The organism is Azospirillum sp. (assembly GCF_035628975.1).
In the GTDB taxonomy this organism is placed as follows: domain Bacteria; phylum Pseudomonadota; class Alphaproteobacteria; order Azospirillales; family Azospirillaceae; genus Azospirillum.
In genome coordinates this window covers 36343-57365 of sequence record NZ_DASPIS010000087.1, presented here as the reverse complement: position 1 = coordinate 57365, position 21023 = coordinate 36343, and the positions used below count along the sequence as shown (strand labels likewise).

18 protein-coding genes are annotated in these 21023 nt (G+C 69.3%); 7 read left to right on the top strand and 11 right to left on the bottom strand.

The window, feature by feature from the left end:
• Positions 1-88 precede the first annotated feature (88 nt).
• Positions 89-745, bottom strand: a complete 657-nt coding sequence (locus VD964_RS19075; RefSeq protein ID WP_324870096.1) for a response regulator transcription factor — start codon at positions 743-745, stop codon at positions 89-91.
• A 200-nt stretch (positions 746-945) separates the two neighbouring features.
• On the opposite strand from VD964_RS19075, the gene VD964_RS19070 reads away from it, so the two are divergent.
• A complete protein-coding gene (locus VD964_RS19070; protein WP_324870095.1) occupies positions 946-1449 on the top strand; it encodes a response regulator transcription factor in 504 nt (167 codons plus the stop codon).
• A 113-nt stretch (positions 1450-1562) separates the two neighbouring features.
• Entirely contained in the window at positions 1563-6656 is a 5094-nt protein-coding gene (locus tag VD964_RS19065; RefSeq protein WP_324870094.1) for a trifunctional serine/threonine-protein kinase/ATP-binding protein/sensor histidine kinase, read from the top strand.
• A gap of 19 nt (positions 6657-6675) precedes the next feature.
• Here VD964_RS19065 and VD964_RS19060 read toward each other — a convergent pair whose 3' ends face one another.
• The 7 genes from VD964_RS19060 to VD964_RS19030 form a co-directional block, all read right to left on the bottom strand.
• Positions 6676-7482 carry an alpha/beta hydrolase gene (locus VD964_RS19060; protein ID WP_324870093.1) on the bottom strand — a complete coding sequence of 269 codons (807 nt, stop codon included), beginning with the start codon at positions 7480-7482 and terminating at the stop codon, positions 6676-6678.
• 90 nt (positions 7483-7572) lie between these two features.
• Entirely contained in the window at positions 7573-8085 is a 513-nt protein-coding gene (gene copM / locus VD964_RS19055) for a CopM family metallochaperone (RefSeq protein WP_324870092.1), read from the bottom strand.
• Between the two features lie 76 nt (positions 8086-8161).
• Positions 8162-9148, bottom strand: coding sequence for an alpha/beta hydrolase (locus tag VD964_RS19050; protein WP_324870091.1), 987 nt, complete (start codon positions 9146-9148; stop codon positions 8162-8164).
• A gap of 17 nt (positions 9149-9165) precedes the next feature.
• Complete coding sequence (locus tag VD964_RS19045) at positions 9166-9774, bottom strand: XRE family transcriptional regulator (protein WP_324870090.1); 609 nt, start codon at positions 9772-9774, stop codon at positions 9166-9168.
• Between the two features lie 256 nt (positions 9775-10030).
• Positions 10031-10399 (bottom strand): HPF/RaiA family ribosome-associated protein, encoded by a 369-nt coding sequence (locus VD964_RS19040; RefSeq protein ID WP_310115673.1) that lies wholly within the window; start codon positions 10397-10399, stop codon positions 10031-10033.
• 197 nt (positions 10400-10596) lie between these two features.
• Positions 10597-11673 carry a YeiH family protein gene (locus tag VD964_RS19035; protein WP_324870089.1) on the bottom strand — a complete coding sequence of 359 codons (1077 nt, stop codon included), beginning with the start codon at positions 11671-11673 and terminating at the stop codon, positions 10597-10599.
• A gap of 116 nt (positions 11674-11789) precedes the next feature.
• The gene (locus tag VD964_RS19030; protein WP_324870088.1) at positions 11790-13007 is read right to left on the bottom strand and encodes an ATP-dependent DNA helicase; all 1218 of its coding nucleotides are present in this window, start codon (positions 13005-13007) and stop codon (positions 11790-11792) included.
• A 183-nt stretch (positions 13008-13190) separates the two neighbouring features.
• Between VD964_RS19030 and VD964_RS19025 the strand changes: the two genes are divergently transcribed.
• The gene (locus VD964_RS19025; protein ID WP_324870087.1) at positions 13191-14165 is read left to right on the top strand and encodes an MBL fold metallo-hydrolase; all 975 of its coding nucleotides are present in this window, start codon (positions 13191-13193) and stop codon (positions 14163-14165) included.
• A 39-nt stretch (positions 14166-14204) separates the two neighbouring features.
• Here the strand turns inward: VD964_RS19025 and VD964_RS19020 are convergent, their stop codons facing one another.
• Positions 14205-15191, bottom strand: coding sequence for an aldo/keto reductase (locus VD964_RS19020; protein WP_324870086.1), 987 nt, complete (start codon positions 15189-15191; stop codon positions 14205-14207).
• 166 nt (positions 15192-15357) lie between these two features.
• Here VD964_RS19020 and VD964_RS19015 point away from each other — a divergent pair, with 166 nt between their 5' ends.
• Positions 15358-16491: a hypothetical protein gene (locus VD964_RS19015; protein ID WP_324870085.1), complete on the top strand. Its 1134-nt coding sequence runs from the start codon at positions 15358-15360 to the stop codon at positions 16489-16491.
• Between the two features lie 22 nt (positions 16492-16513).
• Here VD964_RS19015 and VD964_RS19010 read toward each other — a convergent pair whose 3' ends face one another.
• Positions 16514-16999 carry an Lrp/AsnC family transcriptional regulator gene (locus tag VD964_RS19010; protein WP_324870084.1) on the bottom strand — a complete coding sequence of 162 codons (486 nt, stop codon included), beginning with the start codon at positions 16997-16999 and terminating at the stop codon, positions 16514-16516.
• Positions 17000-17112: 113 nt separating this feature from the next.
• Between VD964_RS19010 and VD964_RS19005 the strand changes: the two genes are divergently transcribed.
• On the top strand, positions 17113-18009 hold the full coding sequence (locus VD964_RS19005; protein WP_324870083.1) for an EamA family transporter: 897 nt from the start codon (positions 17113-17115) through the stop codon (positions 18007-18009).
• A gap of 18 nt (positions 18010-18027) precedes the next feature.
• Here the strand turns inward: VD964_RS19005 and VD964_RS19000 are convergent, their stop codons facing one another.
• Complete coding sequence (locus VD964_RS19000) at positions 18028-18789, bottom strand: DeoR/GlpR family DNA-binding transcription regulator (protein ID WP_324870082.1); 762 nt, start codon at positions 18787-18789, stop codon at positions 18028-18030.
• Positions 18790-19060: 271 nt separating this feature from the next.
• Between VD964_RS19000 and deoC the strand changes: the two genes are divergently transcribed.
• Complete coding sequence (deoC, locus tag VD964_RS18995) at positions 19061-19732, top strand: deoxyribose-phosphate aldolase (protein WP_324870081.1); 672 nt, start codon at positions 19061-19063, stop codon at positions 19730-19732.
• Between the two features lie 183 nt (positions 19733-19915).
• Positions 19916-20962 carry an autoinducer 2 ABC transporter substrate-binding protein gene (locus tag VD964_RS18990; protein ID WP_324870080.1) on the top strand — a complete coding sequence of 349 codons (1047 nt, stop codon included), beginning with the start codon at positions 19916-19918 and terminating at the stop codon, positions 20960-20962.
• Positions 20963-21023: the final 61 nt, after the last annotated feature.

Here is a 21023-nt window from a genome sequence, read left to right as displayed (position 1 = left end):
GGCATAAACCATTTACTGGTACGACACTAAATTAGCAAAGAACGTGCAAGCGTCGTCAAGCCCCCGCGCGTGCCGGCCGGCAACCAACTCAGCCGCGGTTTATGCCGAGCGCCTCGGCCAGCCGCACGAGGTCGGCGACCGCCCGCACCCCCAGCTTCTTCATGAGGCTGGAGCGGTGGAGCTTCACGGTGATCTCGCTGATGCCCAGCTCGGCCGCCACCTGCTTGTTCAGAAGGCCGCGGGTCACCCCGGCCATCACCTCCCTCTCCCGCGGGGTCAGGCTGTCGTAGCGGGCTCGGCCATCGGCCAGGACCCGGTCCTGGCTGCGCCGTTCGCCGTCCCGCGTCAGCGCCGCCTCCACCGCGTCCAGCATTTCCTGGTCGCGGAAGGGCTTGGTCATGAAATCGAACGCTCCCGCCTTCATCGCCTTGACCGACATCGGGATGTCGCCATGGCCGGTGATGAAGATGATCGGCACGCGGATGCCGCGCGCGTTCAACTGGGCCTGGAATTCCAGCCCGCTCATCCGCGGCATGCGGATGTCCATCACGATGCAGCAGGTCGCATCGGAGAACTGGGCGTCCATCACGTCCTGGGCCGAGGCGAACAGGCGGGTTTCCAGCCCGACCGAGCGGAACAGGCTGTCCAGCGACGAGCGCAGCAGCGGATCGTCGTCGACGATCAGCACGATCCTGCGGTCCGACGGGCTCTGCTCGGCCGGGCGGCCGGCCGTGGCGGGGTGCATGGTCTTCGGTCACTCGCTGTTGCGGCGGCTGGGTTCCGACGCACGGGCAACCGGCGATCCGAATGGCGTGCGACGGGTCGGCCCCATGATGAACCGCGCCCCCGCGCCCGGCACCTAACCTTTGGTATGGGGTGCCCCCACCCAAGGTTCGCAGCCGCCTCGTGGACGTATGGTTCTGCCGGCCGGCAAGGTCGCCCATATTGAAGGGCAGCATCTCCCTTCGTCAGCAAGGCCGCCGCCATGAGCCCATCGGGCTGCCCATTCCCTTCCGCACCGGCCGCAGCCTCTCCGGCTGGGGACACCGGCCGCTAGCCGCCATGGTTCCGGCTCCCGCCAGCGCGACCATCGCGATCGTCGAGGACGACCCCATTGTCCGCAACAGCCTGGGCAGCCTGATCCGCTCCTTCGGCTACCGCATCTCGCTGTTCGCCTGCGCCGAGGACTTTCTGGCCTCCCCGCCCGACGGCGTCGGCTGCCTGATCTCGGACATCACCATGCCGGGGATGAGCGGATTGGAGCTGCAGGTTGCCGTGAAGGTCCGGATGCCGAAGATGCCGGTCCTTCTGCTGACGGCGTTCCCCGACCCAAGGATCCGCGACCGGGCGATGGCGTCGGGTGCCCGCATGTTCCTGGAGAAGCCCGTCGACCCCGACGACCTCCATGCCATCCTGCACCGGATCCTGGAGGACTCCGACAAAACCTGACGCACAGCCCCTATCCCTTTCGGAGGAAGCCGTAAGCCGTTTGGCGGTTATGCGACCGCCGATGACTGATGTATCACCGGGTCGGGCCCCTTTCACGCAGCCAGCAAGGTCCGATGGCGTCCGGAATCGATCCTCTCCGGGACAGGGAAACACCTGCTCCCACCCGGCCCGCGGCACCGTCTGCGGAGTGGCTGGACGACGCCCGCCCCGAACTGCTGTCCACCGACGGGAACCGCAGCCTGCTGCGGCTGACCGGGGCCGACGGGGTCAGTTGGCTGGCCGCACGGGCCGGCTGGGCCAACGAGGCCGCCGGCCGGCAGATGGACCACGAGCTGAGCCTGAAACCCCTGCTGGACGAGGATTGGGCGCTGGTCCCGGTGGATTTGCGGCTGACCCGCGACGGACCGGCTCTGCTCTACCCGGACGATGGCGGGCTGCCCTTGTCCACCCTGCACAGGCCGCCCCTCATCCAGTTCCTGGAGGTCGCCGCCCAGGCCGCCGCGGCACTGGCCAAGGCCCACAGACGCCATCTGCTGCATGGCGCCCTGCATCCGCAGGCCCTGATCCTCGCCCCGGGTAGAAGGGTCCGCCTGACCGGATTCCAGGCGGGACAGGCATACGGCGAGACCGGACGGCGGCCCACTGCCTACACCGCACCGGAAACCGCCGGACCGGAGGGACAGCCGGGCGACGAGCGCAGCGACCTCTATGCGCTGGGCATCGTGCTGTTCGGCCTGCTGACCGGCCGCCTGCCGCTGACCGGCGAGTCCGCCGCGCAATGGCTGCACGCCCACATGGCGGTTCGTCCCCCCGCCCCCAGCAGCCTGCGCCCGGACGTTCCGCCGATGGTGGACGCCCTGATCCTGAAGCTGATCGCCAAGTCGCCCGACGACCGTTACCGGAGCGCCGCTTCGCTGGCCGACGACCTGACGCGCGGCCTGCGGGACTGGTCCGCCCATCGGCACATCCCTTCCTTCGAGCTGGCGCGGGCCGACCGCGTCCGCCGGCTGACCCCGCCCGATGCCCTGCTGGGACGGGAGGAGGAGCTCGGCCGGCTGGGCGACGCCTATGGCCGTGCCGCGGCGGGCGGACGGGGGCAGCTGGTGTTCATCGGCGGCGCCCCCGGATCGGGCAAGTCCGCGCTGGTCGCCGACTTCATGCGGCACCGGCTGCCGGTGGATGCCCGCATCGCCGCCGGCAAGACCGACCAGTATCAGCCGGCCGTTCCCTACGCCCCGGTGCTCCAGGCGTTGCGCCGGCTGGCGGCCGGGGTGGTCGCCGGTCCGCTGGAGGAACTGGAGGGGCTGCGCGCCGGTCTGGCCGAACGGCTGGACGGGCAGATGGCCCTGTTCCTCCACCTGCTGCCGGAATTCGAGCCGGTGACCGGCCCGGCCGGCCATACGCTGGACGATCCGTCCAGCCGGCAGCCGCTGCGCATCCGCCGTATACTGACCGGCGTCCTGCAGGCCTTCGCCCGTCCCGGCGCGCCGGTCCTGCTGTTCCTGGACGACCTGCAATGGGCCGACGAGGCCACGCTGGCCTTCATCCGCGCCATCGCCGACAGTCCGCCTCCGGGGCTGGTGGTGATCGCCGCCTACCGGGACACCAGCGCCGACATCCGGCCGGGTTTCCGCGGCTTCCTGTCGACCTTGCGGGATGGCGCCACGGCCCCTGCATGGATCGCCCTGCCGCCGATCGGCCCGCAGGCCACCGCCGCCCTGGTCGCCGCGGTGCTGGACGAACCGGTCGACCGGGCGGAGGACCTGCTGCGGCTGATCGGCGAGAAGACCGGCGGCAACCCGCTGCACATCCTGCAGCTTCTCCGTACGCTGGCGGATGACGGGACGCTGCGCCACGACGCCGGCCGCTCGGCCTGGACATGGACGGAGGGCACGACGGCCCTGCTGCCGGGCGGCGATACGGTCACCGACCTGCTGGTCGTCCGCCTGCGCCGGTTGCCGGCTGCCAGCCGGAACGCAGTGCGGCTGCTGGCCTGTGTCGGAAACGGCGCCGACGACCGGCTGCTCGCATCGGTCGCCGGCCTGCCGCCCGCCGCGGTGCAGGCAGCACTCGCGCCCGCGGCAGCGGCCGGGCTGGTGCTGCACGGGGAATCCTGCGGATGGGTGCTGGTGCACGACCGCGTGCAGGAGGCTGCCTATGGGCTGACGCCGGAAGCGGACCGCCCGGCACAGCACGCGGCGATCGCCTCGGCCATGCTGGATCTGTGGCCCGACCGCGGTCCGGAGGAGCTGTTCAGGATCGCCGCGCAGATCGAGCTGTCGTTCGGTGCCCCGCTGTGTGCCGGGCGGGCCGATGATTTCGCCGGCACGCTGATCGACGCGGCGGGTCAGGCGGTGGCCGCGGCAGCGCGCGGCCGGGCGCTGACCTATCTGGCAGGATCCGACCGCATCCTGGGGGAGGAGCGCTGGACCCGCTCCTACCCGCTGGCCTGGCGGACGGCGGTGCTGACCGCCGAATGCCTGCTGGCGAGCGGCGATGCGGTCGGGGCGGACCGCGCCATCGAAACGCTGTTCCGCCATGCCGACGGCGCCATCGATGGCGCGGAGGCGTATCGGCTGAAAGCCGCGCGCCTGACCGTGGCGTCGGATTTCCGCGGCGCGGTGCGGGTGGCGCTGGAGGGATTGGCGCTGCTGGGGATCGAGCTGCCCGCCCAACCGCCGCCGGGGGCGGTCGCCGCCGCCTACGACGAGATCAGGCGCCTGCTGGACGGCCGGCCGGTCTCGGCCCTGGCCGACCTGCCGGCGATGGACGATCCGCGGATGGAAGCGGCCATGGCGCTGCTGACGGCGCTGGAGGCGGCCTTCTTCTACAAGTCCGGGGACCTGCTGCATCTTCATTTCGCCAGGATGGTGGAGCTGACGCTGAAGCATGGCGTGACCGCCGCCTCGGCCCAGGGAATCGCGTGGTTCGGCGTCTCCCTCGCGACCGTCTTCGACGAGTATGAGGAAGGGTTCGCCTTCGCCTCGGCGGCCCTGGCGCTGGTTGATCGCCACGGCTTCGAACGCTACCGCACCCCGGTGCTGGTGGCGCTGGATCAGGTCAGCCCCTGGACGCAGCCGCTGTCCTACGGCCTTGCCCATGTGCGCGAGGCGAAGAGGGTCGGACACCGGAGCGCCGAGCTGCGCATGCTCTGCTACAGCTGCAACCACATCGTCTCCGACCTGCTGGCGATGGGGGAGCGGCTGTCCGCGGTGCGGGAGGAGACCGACCCGCTGATCGCCATCGCGCGGGACGCGGGGTTCGACGACATCGTCGATCTGATGTCGACCCAGCGGGAATACGTGCTGTCGCTCCAGGAGGACGCCGGCCAGACGGTGGGTGCCTGGGAGGCGGCCTTCCTCGACCCCGTGACGGCACCGGGCCGCACGCCGATGTCGGCGCTGTATTTCTGGACTTGGCAGCTGCGCGGACAGACTGCCCTGTACCACCGCGACTTCGTCCTGGCGCGGGCCAACCTGACGCCGGCTTTCGGCATGACCTGGGCGGTGCATCACCATATCTCGGTCGGCGAGCTGACCTTCTACAACGCCGTGCTGCACACCCAGAATTCCGGGACGGATCCCGCGGCGGCACGGGACGAGGTGGCGCACTGCCGCCGGCGGCTGGCCCTGTGGGCAGGCATCAACCCGCTGACCTTCCGGAACAAGCTGGCCCTGGTCGATGCGGAGATGGCGCGGCTGGACGGCCGCGACGTCGAGGCGATGCGGCTCTACGACGACTCCGCGGCGGCGGCGGCGGCCGCCGGCTTTTCCCACGAACAGGCACTGGCCCACGAACTGGCCGGCCGTCACGCCCGGTCACTGCAGCTTGGTTATGCCGCCCGCGACCAGTTGAGGCTGGCGGCGGCGGCCTACCGTCGCTGGGGAGCGCTGGCCAAGGTGAAGGGGCTGGAGGCGGAGTTCCCCTTCCTGGCCGTCGACGGCCCCGCCGATGCCCGTCAGGGCGCCGAGGATCTGGACATGGAGCTGGTGCTGAAGACGGCCCATGCCCTGTCGGAGGAGATCCTGCTGGACCGGCTGGTTGAACGGCTGATGGTCGCCATGATCGTCCATGCCGGCGCCCGGTGCGGCGCCCTGCTGCTGATGCGCGGGGACGAGCCATGGGTGGAGGCGACCGCGACCGTGGTCGACAGCGACATCGTGGTCCGGCTGGCCGACGACGTCCCGGCGGAGGATCAGGTGCCGGCCGCCGTCCTGCACACCGTGCTTCGCACCCGGCGGACGCTCTCCTCCGGCGATGCGGCGACGGCGGGCGGGAAGGCGGGTTCCTTCCTCTGCCAGCCGCTGATCAAGCAGGGGCGGCTGGTCGGCGTCCTTTATCTGGAAAACGACCTCGCGCTCGACGTCTTCACCCCGCGCAAGGCGGCGATGCTGGAGGTGCTGGCCCCGCAGGCGGCCAACGCGCTGGAGGCGGCCCGGCTCTACACCGACCTGATGCTGGAGAACCGCCGCCGCCAGGAGACGGAGGCGGCCCATCGCGTCGCGCGCGCCGATCTGGCGCGGGCAAGCCATCTGACGGTCATGGGGGAACTGGCGGCTTCCATCACGCACGAGATCAGCCAGCCGCTCGCCGGGATCGTCGCCAGCGCCGGGGCCAGCTTGCGCTGGCTGAAAGCCCCCACCCCCGACGTGGCGGAGGCCCTGTCGAACCTGGAGGACATCCGCACCGCAGGCCTACGCGTCGCCGACATCCTGCGCGCGCTGCGGTCGCTCGCGAAGCAGGCCCCCCTGGTGCTGGAACCGCTGTCCGTCGATCCCCTGGTGGAGGAGGTGCTGACCCTGACCGCCGACGAGATCGGCAAGCGCGGCGTCCGCCTGACCGCCGATCTCCGCAGCGGCGGCGTCCAGGTCCGGGGCGACCGCACCCAGCTGCAGCAGGTGGTGCTGAACCTCGTCACCAACGCGCTGGATTCGATGGCCGGCCATGGCGGACAGCGCGAGCTTCTGGTGCAAAGCCGGGTGGCGGACGGCCTGCTCGCGGTCAGCGTCGGCGACACCGGCAGCGGCATTTCCCCCGACATACTGGCGCGAATCTTCGATCCCTTCTTCACCACCAAGGACAGCGGCATGGGAATGGGGCTGTCCATCTGCCGTTCGGTCATGTCCGCCCATGGCGGGACGCTGTCGGCGGACAGTGACGGCAACGGCAGCCGGTTCACCTTCACCCTGCCCATTGGAATGGAGTGACGGCCCCGGCCGGCGGACCTTACGGCAGGTGGCGGTTCAGCGCGTCGATCACCGTCCCGGGGGCCGACATGTGGGGCAGATGCCCCGACGCGTCGAGCACCTCGAGGACACTGCCGGCCAGATGGTCGTGCAGATACTCCGCTGCTTCCCGAGGGACCGCGGAGTCCTCGCGGGTCTGGAGGACGACCGCCGGCACCGTCACCTCGGGCAGGCGGCTGCGGAGGTCGCTCTGCAGAATGGTCAGCAGCAGCGACAGGGCCATGTCCGGACGCATCGCCCGCAAAGTGGCGACGAATTCGCGCACGGTCGGATCCTCCGCCGGGGCGGACACGACCATCTGTCCGAACTGCGCGGTCCAGCGCAGGTAATCGCGGGTGGCCCTTTCGATCTGGTTGTCGATCTCCGCACTCTCGAACCCGCCGCGATAGCTGCCGATGTTGCGGTAGCAGGCCGACGCCCCCAGCAGCACCAGCTTGCGGAACAGATGGGGGGCCTTGACCGAGGCGAGCGCCACCACAATGCCCGCGACCGAATGGCCGACGCAGACGCAGCGCTCCACCTTGAGGGCGCCGAGAACCGCGACGACATCGCGGGCATAGGCGTCCAGCGTCCCGTAGCGGGCATGGTCGTAGTGGATCTGGTTGGCCGGCCCGACCCCTGCCAGATCGAAGGACAGGATGCGGTAGCGGTCCTTGAAGGCATCTACGACATGGCGCCAAGCCGACTGTTCGGTGCCGAAGCCGGGAATGAGGACGAGCGTCTCATCCCCCGACCCGACGAGGGTGGCGTTATGCCGCTCCAGAATGACGCTGGCGCTTTCGATCATCTTCCGGGGGCCTGCTCAAAACAATGGCAGATGCAACCATGATGTGCATCGCACGCGCAAGCAGGAACATCCGGTCAGGCGGGATTCACATCATTTCGGCGCCTTCGCGGCAGCCCCTTCATTCTGTGCCGGCTTGGCCGGACGCCGCTTCAGCCAATCCTGCAGTTGCGCGATCTCCCTGGTCTGGTCGTCGACGATCTTCTGGGCCAAGGCCCGGAGTTCCGGATCCTTGCCGTATTGCAGCTGGACCTTCGCCATGTCGATGGCTCCCCGGTGGTGGGACAGCATCATGCGCGCGAAATCCTGGTCGGCATCGCCGGTCATCGGCTTGCGCATGTCGCGGTTCATCTTGCGCATGCCGTCCATGTAGGCTTGCGAGGCCGGATCCCGGGTCAACTGGTCCTGCGGCAGGTGATCGGAGGGCATGGCATCACCCTTGGCGTGGTCCTGGGCGTGCCCCTGCATCCGGTCATGCCCCGGCATCGCGGCGGAGCCCGGCTGATTGGCGGACGGATTGGCGGGCTGGGCCAGGGCGGTGCCGGCGATCAGGGCCAGCGCCGCAACGCAAGGCGCGAGGATGCGGCGGCATCGGGTGGTCGTCATGGTCTGCTCTCCCTTGGCATCGACGCCCCCTAATTGCGGGCGCCTGGAGCAGACAACAGCCCACCGGATCGGTGGTTCACCGCAACAGGTGGCGGCGAACCTCCCCGGCGGCCAGGACCACCGCCGCTTCCGCCGTCCGGACATGGCGGGTCATGCTGGCAAAGGAATGGGGAAGCGTGTCGTGCAGCACCAGACGGTGCGGAATCCGCGCCGTCTCCAGCCGCTGGGCAAGGCGCAGGCTGTCGTCGCGCAGACAGTCCAGCCCGGCCGCCGCCACATGCAGCGGCGGCAGCCCCTGCAGGTCGGCAAGCAGCGGGGCGGCGGCCGGATCGCGGGTGATCCCGCCTTGACCGAGATATTGCCGCCAGTACCAGCGCATCCGCTCCGTCGTCAGGCCATAGCGCCCGCCGCCGAACAGCCGGTGCGACTCCGTATCGAAATCGTGGGCGAACATGCCGTAGAGCAGCATGCCGAAGGACAGCGGCGGTCCAGGCTCGTTCCGTGCATCGAGCGCCAGACCGAGCGCCAGGTTGGCCCCCGCCGAGTCGCCGCCGACGGCGATCCGCTCCGGGTCCAGCCCATGGCCGGCGCCATGCCTCACCACCCAGCGCAGGGCAGCCAGCGCCTCATCCCGCTGATGGGGGAAGCGCCGCTCCGGGGCAAGGCTGTAGGCGACGGCGCAGACTGCCGCACCGCTGTGCCGGGCCAGAAGCCGCAGCAGCCGGTCATGGGTGTCGACGGAGTTCAGGACGAAGCCCCCGCCATGGAAGTAGATCAGCACCGGCAGGGGATGGCCGCCCGTATGATCGTCGTCGGCCGGCGGCCGGATCAGACGCAGGCGCAGCGGACCGGCGGGGCCGGCCGCCTCGACCTCCCGCACATCGGCAGGCAGTGCCGGGCCGTTGAGGAAGAGGTGGTAGCGCTCCGCCGCGTCGCGCACCTCGGCCAGCGGCAGGCGCAGCGGATCGGCCGGCACCAGCCCGGCGCGGGCGGCCAGTTCGCCCAGTGCGGCAACCTGGGGGTCGAGCAGATCGCGGTGAAGCGGCAGGAGGGTATCCGGCATCCGAGATCTCCCCATGCTCAGAGGATGTAGGACATCACGAGATACAGCACCGCCTCGCCGTCGCCGGCATTGCGGTAGCGGTGGGGAACGTCGGCCTCGAACAGGATCGAGTCGCCGTCTTCAAGCCGATGCTCGCCGTCGGCGGTGGTGACCTCGACCCGGCCGCGGCCGACCAGGATGTTCTCGACCGTGCCCGGGGAATGACCGTCGGAGGACTCGTCGGCACCCGGCGACAGGCGAAGCTCATAGAATTCCACCTGCCGCTCTCCCTTGAGCGGGAACAGCGCGCGCGAGGTGAAGCGGCCGTCGCGGGAGGTCAGGCTGCGCTGCTCGGCCCGCCGTATCACCGTGGTCCCGGCATCGCCGCCGGTGCTGAGCAGGCTGGAAAAGGACAGGTCCAGCGCCTTGGCGACCGTCCACAAAGTGCCGATGTCCGGGCGCTGGCGTCCTTCCTCGATGGCCGTCAGCAGCGCCGGATCCGTTCCGGACAATTGCGCCAGCCCATCCACCGACAGGCCCTGGCGTCGGCGGAAGCCGCGCAGATTCTCGCCGATCACGCCGACCAATTGATCGACCGAGGCCTGGGGGGAAGCGGGGGCAGGGGCGGAGGTGGTGCCGATCGTCATGGATCCATGCTCCTGCAACAGGATGACCGGGGCGATGCGGACCGCGCCCGACGGGGGTCTGGAGGATTGAACACCAGGAATGGCTACTCATCAAGTAGGATTTTGATTTTTGCTGTGTTGTTTGATCGCCTTTTCCAAATATTATACACTATAATCTTGTCAAAATTGCCGAAACAGCAAAAACGCCACGCCCGTCCGGGATGGTCGGACGGGCGTGGCGCTGGACGGATAGACGCGGAAATGCCGGACGGTGCGCTTACGACAAGGCGGCGTCGGGCGCCGGAGTATGGGACTTCACCTCGTGCCGGTGCCGCTCGGCGAAGCGTTCCAGGACACGGCGGGCGGCGTCGAAGGCATCGCGGATGGCCGCATCGGCGGTTTCGTGACCATGGCCGCCGGATTTGTCGCTGTGGACGACCAGTTCCTCTCCGGGGACGGTCAGGGCAATCTGGACGGTGAACTGCTTGCCCTGATGCTGGTGGCGGTGGGGAACCTCGAAGACCACGCGCTTGGCCAGGATGCGACCGAAGAAACGGTCGAGCTTTTCGGCATGCTCGCGGATCAGATGCTCCAGGGCGGGAGACGGGTCGATGTTGCGGAAGGCGATCTGCAACGGTTGACGCATGACCAAACTCCTTGTTCGGCGCGCGGAATGGACCTGAACGGCCGCTCTCCCGCGGGGCCCGGCGCGACCTCCGGTGCCGCATAAGGGGCTCGGGGGTGGCGGGGACTTGATGAGGTCAGGATCGCACACCGGCAAATTCACGCATTAATCTGGGTCAATGCGTCCTTCGATTGCCGGATGTAGAATCCCGCCCGTTTTCAGGCCAGGCCGATCACATGGATCAGGCCAAGGCTGACCGCGCCCAGCATCAGAAGGGACAGGACGACCGCCGCGGTCACCCGCCCGCCCGCCCGCGCCACCGTCCGCACATCGACCCCCAGCCCGAGCGCCGCCATCGACACCACGGTCAGCAGGGTCGCCGCATGCCCCATCGGCACCAGGGCGGCCTGCGGAATGAGGTCGAGGGAGCGCAGGGCGATCATCGCCAGGAAGCCCTGGATGAACCACGGCACCAGATGATGGACCGGCGGTGCGGCCGGACGCGAAGCGCCGGGCGCATCCCCGTTCAGCCTCGGCGCCAGCAGCGACAGCAGCAGGCAGACCGGCCCCAGCATCAGCACGCGCACCAGCTTCACCAGCGTGCCGACCTGCACCGCCGTTGTGCCCAGCGGGGCGGCGGCGGCGATCACCTGCGGCACGGCATAGACGGTCAGCCCCGCCAGCGCGCCATACTGCACCCCGCTCAGCTGCAGGCCCAGGCCGATCAAGGGCAGGCCAAGCACCACGGCCACCCCCAGCACTGCGGTGAAGGCGATGGAGGCGGCGACGTCCTCGCTGTCCGCATCGATCACCGGCGCCACCGCGGCGATGGCCGAATTGCCGCAGATGGCGTTGCCGCAGGCGACCAGCAGCGCCATCCGCGGCGGCAGGCCGAGCAGCCGCCCGATCCCGAACCCCGCCGCAACCGCCACCGCCACCACGGCGGCGATGCCCAGCAGAAGCGCCGGTCCCGCCGCCAGGATGGTGGCGGCGCTGACCGTGGCGCCGAGCAGCACGACCGCCACCTCCAGCAGGATCTTGGCCGAGAAGGCGATACCCGGCCGCCACAGCGCGGGCGGCGTCCACATCGTGCGCAGCGCGGTTCCGATCAGGATCGCCAGGACCAGCGCTTCGATCCACGCTTCGCCGAACAGCCGCGCCTCCCCCCAGACGGCAACGAAGGCCAGCGCCGTGACCGTGGCGCACAGGGCGACGCCGGGTGTGACGGTGCGGATATGGCCGAGGACGGGGTATCCCGGCACCGGCCTTGCGGGTGCCACGGCGTCAGGGGGCATGGGACGGGTCTCCAAAGGCGGTGCGGCGGGAGGCGGTGCCGCTCCGATCCAGGGAGTATGGAGACCGTGATCGATCACATCCAACGCAAAGACCTGATGCGTTCGATCACTTCAATTTATCGAGCGCTCGCTCGGTCCGGCAGGCAGTCGTCGAAATCCGGCACTTGCCACGGTCCGCCAAGCGCGGCATTGCGCAGCAGAAGCACCAGTTCGTCGCGCGACCGCGTGACGGCGGTGTAGAGCCAGCGCCAGCGGTGCTCCCGGAAGGCGGCCGAGTCGTCCACCACCGTGACCGACGGGAATTCCGACCCCTGGGCAGCATGGCAGGTGATCAGCCAAGCCCAATCATAGACCTGGATGTCCTTGCCCACCCGCGGCTGGACCATGCCTTCGGTATAGTGGGCCTGGAACATCCAGGGATGGACCATCAGCTTGCCGCGGGACCGCACCTCGTCCTCCATCTGCACGCCCAGCGACCACAGGCCGGCGTCGCGCCCCTGGGCCTCGGCCGCGGGACGGGTCAGCGAGCCGATCATCCCGTTGTAGAGCCCCTCGTCCTTCTGGTTGCGCCGGCAGATGACGCGCTCCCCCGTCTGCGGCATCACCGAGTCATGGCCGAGCAGCGAGCGCATCCGCTTGGTGTAGGTGGTGCGGACACGGTGAGTGCCGCAGATCGCCTGCGACGAGGGACGCATCACCAGGGACTGGGTGCTGCGTTCCAGCGGCAGGACGTGGACCTTGCCGACGGCGCCGAAGCGGCGGGGCATCTCCTGCCGGCGCAGCAGGTGGGCGAGCCGGATCACGGGACTTTCCCGCGCGGTGCGGTGCGGCTCGGTCAGGCGGAAATCCGGCTCGCCGCTGGTGAACAGCCCCTGGCCTGAGACCGGCGGCAGCTGATAGTCGTCGGCGATCACCAGGATCTTCTTTTCCGTCCGCAGAAGGTCGCGGGCCACGTCGTCGCCGATCATCGACCCTTCGTCGCAAACGATCAGGTCGGCATCGGCCATCGGCCCGTCGCTGCGGCGGGCGAAGAACAGCTCTCCGGTGTCGCCGTCCTTGCGCGGGGCGTAGAGCAGCGAGTGCAGGGTCGCCGCCCCCTCGATCCCCTTCTGGCGCAGGACCTGCGCGGCCTTGCCGGTCGGCGCGCCGACCACATAATCCCTCAGCCGACGGCGGTCCTGCAGATGCTCCAGCACGAAGGCGGTGGTCTTGCTCTTCCCCGTTCCCGCCTCTCCGGCAAGCCAGAAGACCTGCGGCGCCTGGTCGTCCATGTACCATGCATCGATCGCCTGGATCGCGCGGTGCTGCTCGTCGGTCGGCGTATCGGATTGCATTGGGTCCAAACCGGGATCAAACCATGAATCAAGGCGGCACAGTAGCCTGCCCACCCGCCAGCGGTCCAGTGGCGATCCGCCTTCGGAGCGATTTGCGGCACTCCCCCTTTCAAGCATGGCCCAGGCTGCGCAAATGTTGATGTCCCAGGCCGTCACCGCCACGACACGGAGGATCCGTCCCGCATGCGCAATCCCTACTGGCAAGGACCCGTCTCCTCGAACTTCGATGGGGTGCGCTTCTTCAACCCGGGAGAGCCGGACACCGACCGCTCGCTGCGCCAGCTGCTGCGCTGGCAGTTCGGCCGTCAAAAGGTCAAATGGCCGGGCGAGGTGCCGGTCACCCCGGCGGTGCCGGAACCGGAGGCCGACGCGTTGCGCGTGACGGTGGTGGGGCATGCGACCACGCTGATCCAAGCGCCGGGGCTGAACATCCTGACCGATCCGGTCTGGTCGGAGCGCGCGAGCCCGGTGCGGTTCGCCGGACCGAAGCGGGCGACGGCGCCGGGCATCCGGTTCGACGACCTGCCGAGGATCGACGCCGTCCTGCTGTCGCACAACCATTACGACCATATGGACATCGACACCCTGCGGCGGCTGCATGAGCGCGACCGGCCGCTGGTCGTCACGCCGCTCGGCAACGACACCATCCTGCACAGGCATATTCCCGGAATAAGGACTGCGGTCGGCGACTGGTGGAGCCGGTTCGAGCTTGCCGCAGGTGCGGAGGTCCACATCGTTCCGGCCAACCACTGGTCGTCGCGGACGGTGCGCGACCGGCGGATGGCGCTGTGGGGAGGCTTCTTCCTGCGCATGCCGGCCGGCACGCTCTATTTCGCAGGCGACACCGGCTATGGCACCGGGGCGGCCTTCAAGGCGATCCACCGGCGGCTGGGCGGCTGCGACCTCGCGCTGATCCCCATCGGCGCCTACGATCCGCGTTGGTTCATGTCCGCCCAGCATTGCGACCCGGAGGAAGCGGTGCGGATCATGCTGGATGTCGGGGCGCGGAAGGCCGTCGGTATCCATTGGGGCACCTTCGCCCTGACCGACGAGGCGCGCGAGGAGCCGCCCGAACGGCTGCGCGCCACGCTGGCCGGCCACGGCATCGAGCCCGGCCGGTTCGAGGCGGCCTTCCCCGGAATGGTGGTGAGCGCCTGACGGGGCGGCGCCCACCCGCCCCCATCAAGCCGGACACCATCAAGCCGGTGTCGGCGCCTGTTCCGGCAGGACGCCCGACGCCTTCAGCTCCCGCCAGAAATCGGCGGGGATCGGCTGCGCCATCAGTTGGACGTTCTCGTGCACCCGCGCCGGGTTCTTGGTGCCGGGAATGACCGAGGCGACGACAGGATGGGCGGCGCAGAACTGCAGGGCTGCCGCGCGAAGATCGACGCCATGGCGGCCGGCGATCTCCGCCAGACGGTCGCGGGCGGCGACCTTGTCGGCTGGGGCCTCCTGGTACTCGAAGGTCTTTCCCCCGGCGATGATGCCGGAGTTGTAGGGGCCGCCGACCACCACATGCACGCCGCGCTCCCCGCAGCGCGGGAACAATTCGTCGAGCGCCGGCTGGTTCAGCAGGCTGTAGCGGCCGGCCAGCAGGAAGACGTCCGGATCGGCGCGCTCCAGCGCCATGACGCAGGGCTCCACCCGGTTGACGCCCAGGCCCCAGGCGCGGATCACCCCTTCCTCGCGCAGTCGGGTGAGCGCCACGGCGGCCCCCTTCATGGCGGTGTCGAAGACCTCCAGCCAGCGGTCGCCATGCGCGTCCTCGGCGCAGTCGTGGATATAGGCGATGTCGATCCGCGCCATGCCCAGCCGCTGCAGGCTGTCCTCGATCGACCGGCGGACGCCGTCGGCGGTGTAGTCGTAATCGACGCGGAAGGGCAGGCCCTTCACGAAGGGACCGTGCCGCCCGCCCTTGCTCTGGTCCGCGCGGAGCAGCCGCCCGACCTTGGTGGACAGCACGAACCGGTCGCGCGGGCGGTTGCGCAGGACATGGCCGAACCGGTGTTCCGAAATGCCGGGACCATATTCGGGAGCGGTGTCGAAATAGCGGATGCCGGCGTCCCAGGCGGCGTCGAGCGTGGCTTCGGCGATGTCGTCCGCCACCTCCTCGAACATGTTGCCCAGGGGAGCGCCGCCGAAGCCGAGCGGCCCGGGCGGAGCGAAATGCGCGCTGTCTGGCATGGGAACCCTCATCATATCCGGCGCCCTTGCCGCTGGGCGGGGCGCCGATGCCTTTGGTTGCCTACCGTCAACACCGTCGTTCGCAAGGCCGTTCCGCCAGCGCTTGAACACCGTTTTGCCGACGACCAGCTTGGTTGGGGTGATGCGGCATCGGACCAGAGCGGACATGGCAGCGAAAGGCCAGAGCGGACACAGGGCGGGCAAACCGGAGGCAAGCGCGGCAATCCTTGCCGAGGCCCGCCGCATCGTCGCCGCCGATGACCGGAGCGCCCTGGCGCCGACCGCATCGCTGGCCGAACTGGCGGAAGCCCTCGCCGATACCTTCGACGAGAGCTATACGGCGGAGCGGGTGCTCTCCCTGCTTGCCCCCGCCCACCGCAGACGTTTGACCAGCCGCTTCGCCGAACCCGATGAATCCGGCGGCGCGGAGGTGTGGCTGCCAGCGGATGTGCTGGACAGGCTGCGGGGCGTCGCCGACAGCCCGTTGGACGCGATCCGCACCCTGTTGGACAGCGGACGCGGCCTGCCGGAGCCGGGCAGCGAAGAGCATTGCCGCAACCGCCGTTGCGCGCCGCGCATCCTCCTGTCGGATCCCGGCGGCTGGCAATGCAGCACCTGCGGGCTGAGCGGGCGCACCGACTTGGCCCCCAACGCCATCGTCGCCCAGCGGTTGGCCGACCAGCGCAGCCGCATCGCCGACCTCCACGCGCTGACCGCCGGACTCTACGAGGGCTGGGGTGCCGCCGAGCGCTTCACCGCCGCGGATGCCGCGGCACAGCGGCCGCTCGGCAACCGGACCGATCGCGACCGGCTGAAGGCCATGCTTGCCGATCTCGTGCAGGAAGGGCTGATCGAAGAGGCGCCGGGGCCCCGCGGCGGTGCCGGCTATCGCGTGCTGGAGGAGCCGCCCGACTGGATCGCCGACGCCATGGCGGAACGCCGCCGCCAGCGCGAGGCCGAGGCCCGCCTCCGCGACGAGCGCGCCAGCTTGCTGCGCCGGGTGCTGGAAAATGGGCTGACCCACACGACCCTGTCCGGGGAACTGGTGGAGATCGCCCAGAACGACCGCGGCCTGGAACTGCGCTTCCCCTCCATTCCGTCCTGGGAGTTGCGGGAGGAGATGAAGCGGCAGGGTCAGTGCCGGTGGGACGGCCGCCGCCGGCGCTGGTGCCGGCTGTCCCCCGTCACCAGCGTGGAGCCCTGGCTTGCCGCGGCGCTGGACGCCGGCGCGACCGTGGCCCCGCTCGGCACCGCCGACCCGGATGCCGAGGATTGGGGTTATGAGGACTGGGACGACTGAGCGGCCAAACGGCGGAAACGCTCTAAACGTCCACCTCCAGCGTGACCTTCACCGGGTCGAGCACCACCAGGGTCTGGAAGGCCTGCACCAGTTCATTGTCGGCGAACAGGCGGCGCGACAGCACCTCGTAGCTTGCCATGTCCGGGACCAGCAGGATCAGGATGAAGCTGGCCTTGCCGGTGACCAGATAGCACTGCTGCACCTCCGGCGCCTCGCGGAACAGGCGCTTGGCGGCGGCGATCACCGGGGAGCGGTCGTTGACCGTCTGGACCTCCACCACCACGGTCACGCCCTGGCCGACGCTGGCCGGATCGACCACCGCGATGTTGCGGCGGATGATGCCGGCCGCCTCCATCCGGGCGATGCGGCGCTGCACCGCCGGGGCGGAGAGATTGACCGCCTCCCCGATGGCCCGCTGCGAGGTCTTGTTGTCGCGCTGGAGGATGCGCAGGATCGCGCGGTCCTGGTCGTCGAGCTGGTCCGGCGGCCGAGCGGTTGTTGAGCGCATGGGGGCTCTTGCGAAATAACGATGCGTCGATGGGGCGAAACTTAAGCGCTCAGCGCCGCGACGTCACAGTATCTTTTCGTCCGGTCCCACTCCCCAATCCGGAGCCCCCGAGCGTGGCGAACGCCTCCACCGACCCGACGACCGCCGGCAGGACGGAGCACGCGGCGCTTCCCCTGCTTCTCCTGCTGGCCTCGCTGCTGTCGCAATATGTCGGCGCCGCATCGGCCAAGTCGCTGTTCCCGCTGGTGGGGGCGGAGGGCGTCACGGCACTGCGGGTCGGGCTGTCGGCGCTGATGCTGGCGGCGATCCTGCGGCCCTGGCGCAGCCGTCCCGGCCGCGGGGATTTGCGCAACCTGCTGGTCTACGGCACCACGCTTGGGGCGATGAATTTGTCGATCTACCGGGCGATGGAGCTGATCCCCATCGGCATCGCCATCGCCATCGAGGTGACCGGGCCGCTGGCGGTGGCGCTGTTCGGTTCCCGCCGGCTGAAGGACTTCCTGTGGATCGCCTGCGCCGCGGCCGGGCTCGTCCTGCTGTTGCCGCTGCGGCAGGCGTCAGCCGCGCTCGATCCGGTCGGCGTCGCCTATGCGGCGGCGGCGGCGCTGTGCTGGGCGCTTTACATCGTGTTCGGCAAGCGTGCGTCTTCCCTGCCGGGGGGACAGGCGGTGGCCTGGGGCATGCTGGTCGCCGCCAGCTTCACGGTTCCGCTGGGGGTCGCCCATGCCGGCGGCGGATTGCTGGTCCCGTCCGTGCTGGCGGTCGGCTTCGCGGTGGCGGCGCTGTCCAGCATGCTGCCCTACACGCTGGAGATGATGGCGCTCCGCCGCCTGCCCGGCCCCGTGTTCGGCCTCGCCGTCAGCGCGTCGCCGGCCGTGGCGGCGCTGATCGGCTTCCTGATGCTGGGCGAGCGGCTGAGCTGGGTGCAGTGGGCGGCCATCGCCTGCATCATGTGCGCGTCGGCCGGCAGCGCGCTGGGCAAGGCGGCGGGCGACGCCAAATCGGGCTGATCAGAGTCGTCCGGCGGCTCAGGCCGGTACGATCCGGACACCCGCCGTGGCGAGCCGCCCTGCCCGCTCGTCATCAAGGCCGCGGTCGCAGCACAGGAGGTCGAAGCTGTCGAGCTTGGCGAAGAAGGCCGGCTTCACCTGATCGAACTTGCTGGTGTCGATCACCAGCGCCTTGGTGACGGCATTGGCGATGGCGGTCTGCTTGATCTCCACCTCGTGGAAGTTGGAGCAGCTGATCCCCAGCGACTCGTGCACGCCGCCGGCCGAGATGAAGGCGGTGTTGATGCCGATGCCGCGCAGCATCTCCAGCGACTCAGGACTGGAGAAGGACGCCGACGAGGCGTGGTAGAGGCCGCCCAGCATGACCACGCGCACGCCCGGCTTGCGGCAGACGATCTCCGCGATGTTCATGGCGTAGCAGACCACCGTGATCTGGCTGTCGGCCGGGATGCGGCTGGCGAGGTGGGTGGTGGTGGTGCCGCAGTCGATGAAGACCGTCTCCCCAGGCTTCAGCAGGGTCGCCGCCGCCTCGCAGGCCGCCCGTTTCATGTCGATATGGGCGTCGCGCTCCCGGTCCAGCATGTAGCCCATGCCGCCGCTGCTCTCCAGCCCGCCGGCGATGTAGCCGCCGAGATAGGCGAAGCGTCCGCCGCAGGACGCGATGTCGCGGCGCACCGTCATCTCGGAAACGCCCAGCAGCCGGGCCGCATCCTTCAGCCGAAGATAGCCGCCGGCATCCAGCGCGGTCTGTAACCGGTCAAGGCGATCGGCCCTTCTCATCGACATATCCGCATCCCGTAGCGCTTCCACCCGGCCAAGACTCGGCCGCACCCTACAATCCAAACGGGTTAATCCCAATGGCGCGATGCCTGGAACGGCATGGCCGTAGCCAAACTCACAATCGCATGCATTGATCTTGACACACTGCGCGGCAGCGTGAAACTATCCTTTCAGAAAATGTTATGATGTTAACATCAATACGCGAGATGTTGGCATTCCGGCGACAATCGAGGAGAGGCCCGGCGAAAAGGGCCTCCCCGGGAGGACCAAGATGCCCGTTCCCAGCGTCCCGACGGAGTCGGCCGGTCTGGCTCCGTTCATCGACCACACCATCCTGCGCCCGGACGCCCAGCCCGCCAATGTCGAGCGGCTGTGCGACGAGGCGCGCGCGCATGCCTTCAAGGCGGTCTGCGTCAACCCGGTCTTCATCCCGCTGGTGACGGAGCGGCTGGCCGGATCGCCGGTGGCGCCCTGCGCCGTGATCTGCTTCCCCTTCGGCGCCGACCCCACGGCCATCAAGGCCGACGAGGCCGAATGGGTGGTCCGCCACGGCGCCCGCGAGGTCGACATGGTGATCCCCATCGGCCTGCTGAAAGCCGGCCGGACCGCGGAGGTCCGCGACGACATCGCCGCGGTCCGCCAAGCCTGCGGCGACGCCCTGCTGAAGGTCATCATCGAGACCTGCCTGCTCACCGACGACGAGAAGGTTCTGGCTTGCCGCCTGTCGCAGGAGGCCGGGGCCGATTTCGTCAAGACCTCCACCGGCTTCGCCGGGGGCGGCGCCACCGTCGAGGATGTGGCGCTGATGCGCCGCACCGTCGGCGACGAGATGGGCGTCAAGGCGTCGGGCGGCGTGCGGACGACCGAGGATGCCCGCCGCATGATCGCGGCCGGTGCCTCGCGCATCGGCGCCAGCGCCAGCGTGGCGATCGTCGGCGGCTGACGCCGCGGGCCCTCGCCGCACAGCGTGCCGGTGGGGCGGGTGTTCCGTCCGTTCCAGCCGGCACGGCATCATCAAAAACGGAACGCGGAAGGGGGTGGCAAACACCCCGGCACCGCCGGTGGATCGAGGTTTCCCCTCCCCCACCGGGCGGCGCACATCGCCTGCCATGGGAGTCACGCCAACATGAAGAAGTTGCTGTCTTCGCTCATCGTCGCCGCGTCGCTGGTCTCCGGGCCGGCGATGGCCGCCGATCCGGTTCCGACCCCGGATGCCGTCAAGACGCTGAAGTCCGACGCCACCAAGAAGAAATACTCCATCGCCACCGTGGTGAAGGTCGACGGCATCGCCTGGTTCGACCGCATGCGCGACGGCGTGAAGCAGTTCGCCGGCGACACCGGCCACGACACCTGGATGGTCGGACCGAGCCAGGCCGACGCGGCGGCGCAGGTCCAGCTGGTCGAAAACCTGATCGCCCAGGGCGTGGACGCCATCGCCATCGTCCCTTTCTCGGTCGAGGCGGTGGAGCCGGTGCTGAAGAAGGCGCGCGACCGCGGCATCGTGGTGATCGCGCATGAGGCGTCGAACATCCAGAACGCCGACTATGTGCTGGAGGCCTTCGACAACTTCGCCTATGGCGCCAAGCTGATGGAAGTGCTGGGCAAGGCGATGGGCGGCGAAGGCAAGTATGTCTGCACCGTCGGCAGCCTGACCTCGAAGTCGCAGAACGAGTGGATCGACGGCGCCATCGCCTACCAGAAGCAGAACTTCCCCAAGATGCAGATGGTGACCAACCGTCTGGAGACCTATGACGACGCCAACACCGACTACAACAAGCTGAAGGAAGTCCTGACCACCTATCCGGACCTGAAGGGCATCATCGGCGGCCCGATGCCGACCTCGGCCGGCGCCGGGCGTCTGGTGGCCGAGCGCGGCCTGAAGAACAAGCTGTTCTTCTCCGGCACCGGTCTGGTTTCGGTCGCCGGCCAGTATCTGGCCCAGGGCGACATCCAGTACATCCAGTTCTGGGATCCCGCGGTCGCCGGCTATGCCATGAACATGATGGCGGTGATGGCCCTGGACGGGAAGAAGGACCAGATCAAGGCCGGCCTGAACCTGGGCCTGCCCGGCTACACCAATCTGACCACGCCGCAGGGCGCCAAGGCCAACCTGCTGTACGGCCAGGGCTGGGTCGGCGTGACCAAGGAAAATATGGACGCCTACGACTTCTGATGACCTGAAGGCGGGCGCCGATGGCCGGAGGACGGCTGCCGGCGCCCCCGTCTTCATCCTT

Bases quoted from the DNA above. Each gene is read 5' to 3' on its own strand.
- VD964_RS19075 (WP_324870096.1), bottom strand. From the start codon at position 745: ATGCACCCCGCCACGGCCGGCCGCCCGGCCGAGCAGAGCCCGTCGGAC.
- deoC (WP_324870081.1), top strand. From the start codon at position 19,061: ATGCCCGTTCCCAGCGTCCCGACGGAGTCGGCCGGTCTGGCTCCGTTC.
- VD964_RS18990 (WP_324870080.1), top strand. From the start codon at position 19,916: ATGAAGAAGTTGCTGTCTTCGCTCATCGTCGCCGCGTCGCTGGTCTCC.
- VD964_RS19040 (WP_310115673.1), bottom strand. From the start codon at position 10,399: ATGCGTCAACCGTTGCAGATCGCCTTCCGCAACATCGACCCGTCTCCC.
- copM (WP_324870092.1), bottom strand. From the start codon at position 8,085: ATGACGACCACCCGATGCCGCCGCATCCTCGCGCCTTGCGTTGCGGCG.
- VD964_RS19010 (WP_324870084.1), bottom strand. From the start codon at position 16,999: ATGCGCTCAACAACCGCTCGGCCGCCGGACCAGCTCGACGACCAGGAC.
- VD964_RS19045 (WP_324870090.1), bottom strand. From the start codon at position 9,774: ATGACGATCGGCACCACCTCCGCCCCTGCCCCCGCTTCCCCCCAGGCC.
- VD964_RS19000 (WP_324870082.1), bottom strand. From the start codon at position 18,789: ATGAGAAGGGCCGATCGCCTTGACCGGTTACAGACCGCGCTGGATGCC.
- VD964_RS19030 (WP_324870088.1), bottom strand. From the start codon at position 13,007: ATGCAATCCGATACGCCGACCGACGAGCAGCACCGCGCGATCCAGGCG.
- VD964_RS19065 (WP_324870094.1), top strand. From the start codon at position 1,563: ATGGCGTCCGGAATCGATCCTCTCCGGGACAGGGAAACACCTGCTCCC.
- VD964_RS19060 (WP_324870093.1), bottom strand. From the start codon at position 7,482: ATGATCGAAAGCGCCAGCGTCATTCTGGAGCGGCATAACGCCACCCTC.
- VD964_RS19020 (WP_324870086.1), bottom strand. From the start codon at position 15,191: ATGCCAGACAGCGCGCATTTCGCTCCGCCCGGGCCGCTCGGCTTCGGC.
- VD964_RS19015 (WP_324870085.1), top strand. From the start codon at position 15,358: ATGGCAGCGAAAGGCCAGAGCGGACACAGGGCGGGCAAACCGGAGGCA.
- VD964_RS19025 (WP_324870087.1), top strand. From the start codon at position 13,191: ATGCGCAATCCCTACTGGCAAGGACCCGTCTCCTCGAACTTCGATGGG.
- VD964_RS19050 (WP_324870091.1), bottom strand. From the start codon at position 9,148: ATGCCGGATACCCTCCTGCCGCTTCACCGCGATCTGCTCGACCCCCAG.
- VD964_RS19035 (WP_324870089.1), bottom strand. From the start codon at position 11,673: ATGCCCCCTGACGCCGTGGCACCCGCAAGGCCGGTGCCGGGATACCCC.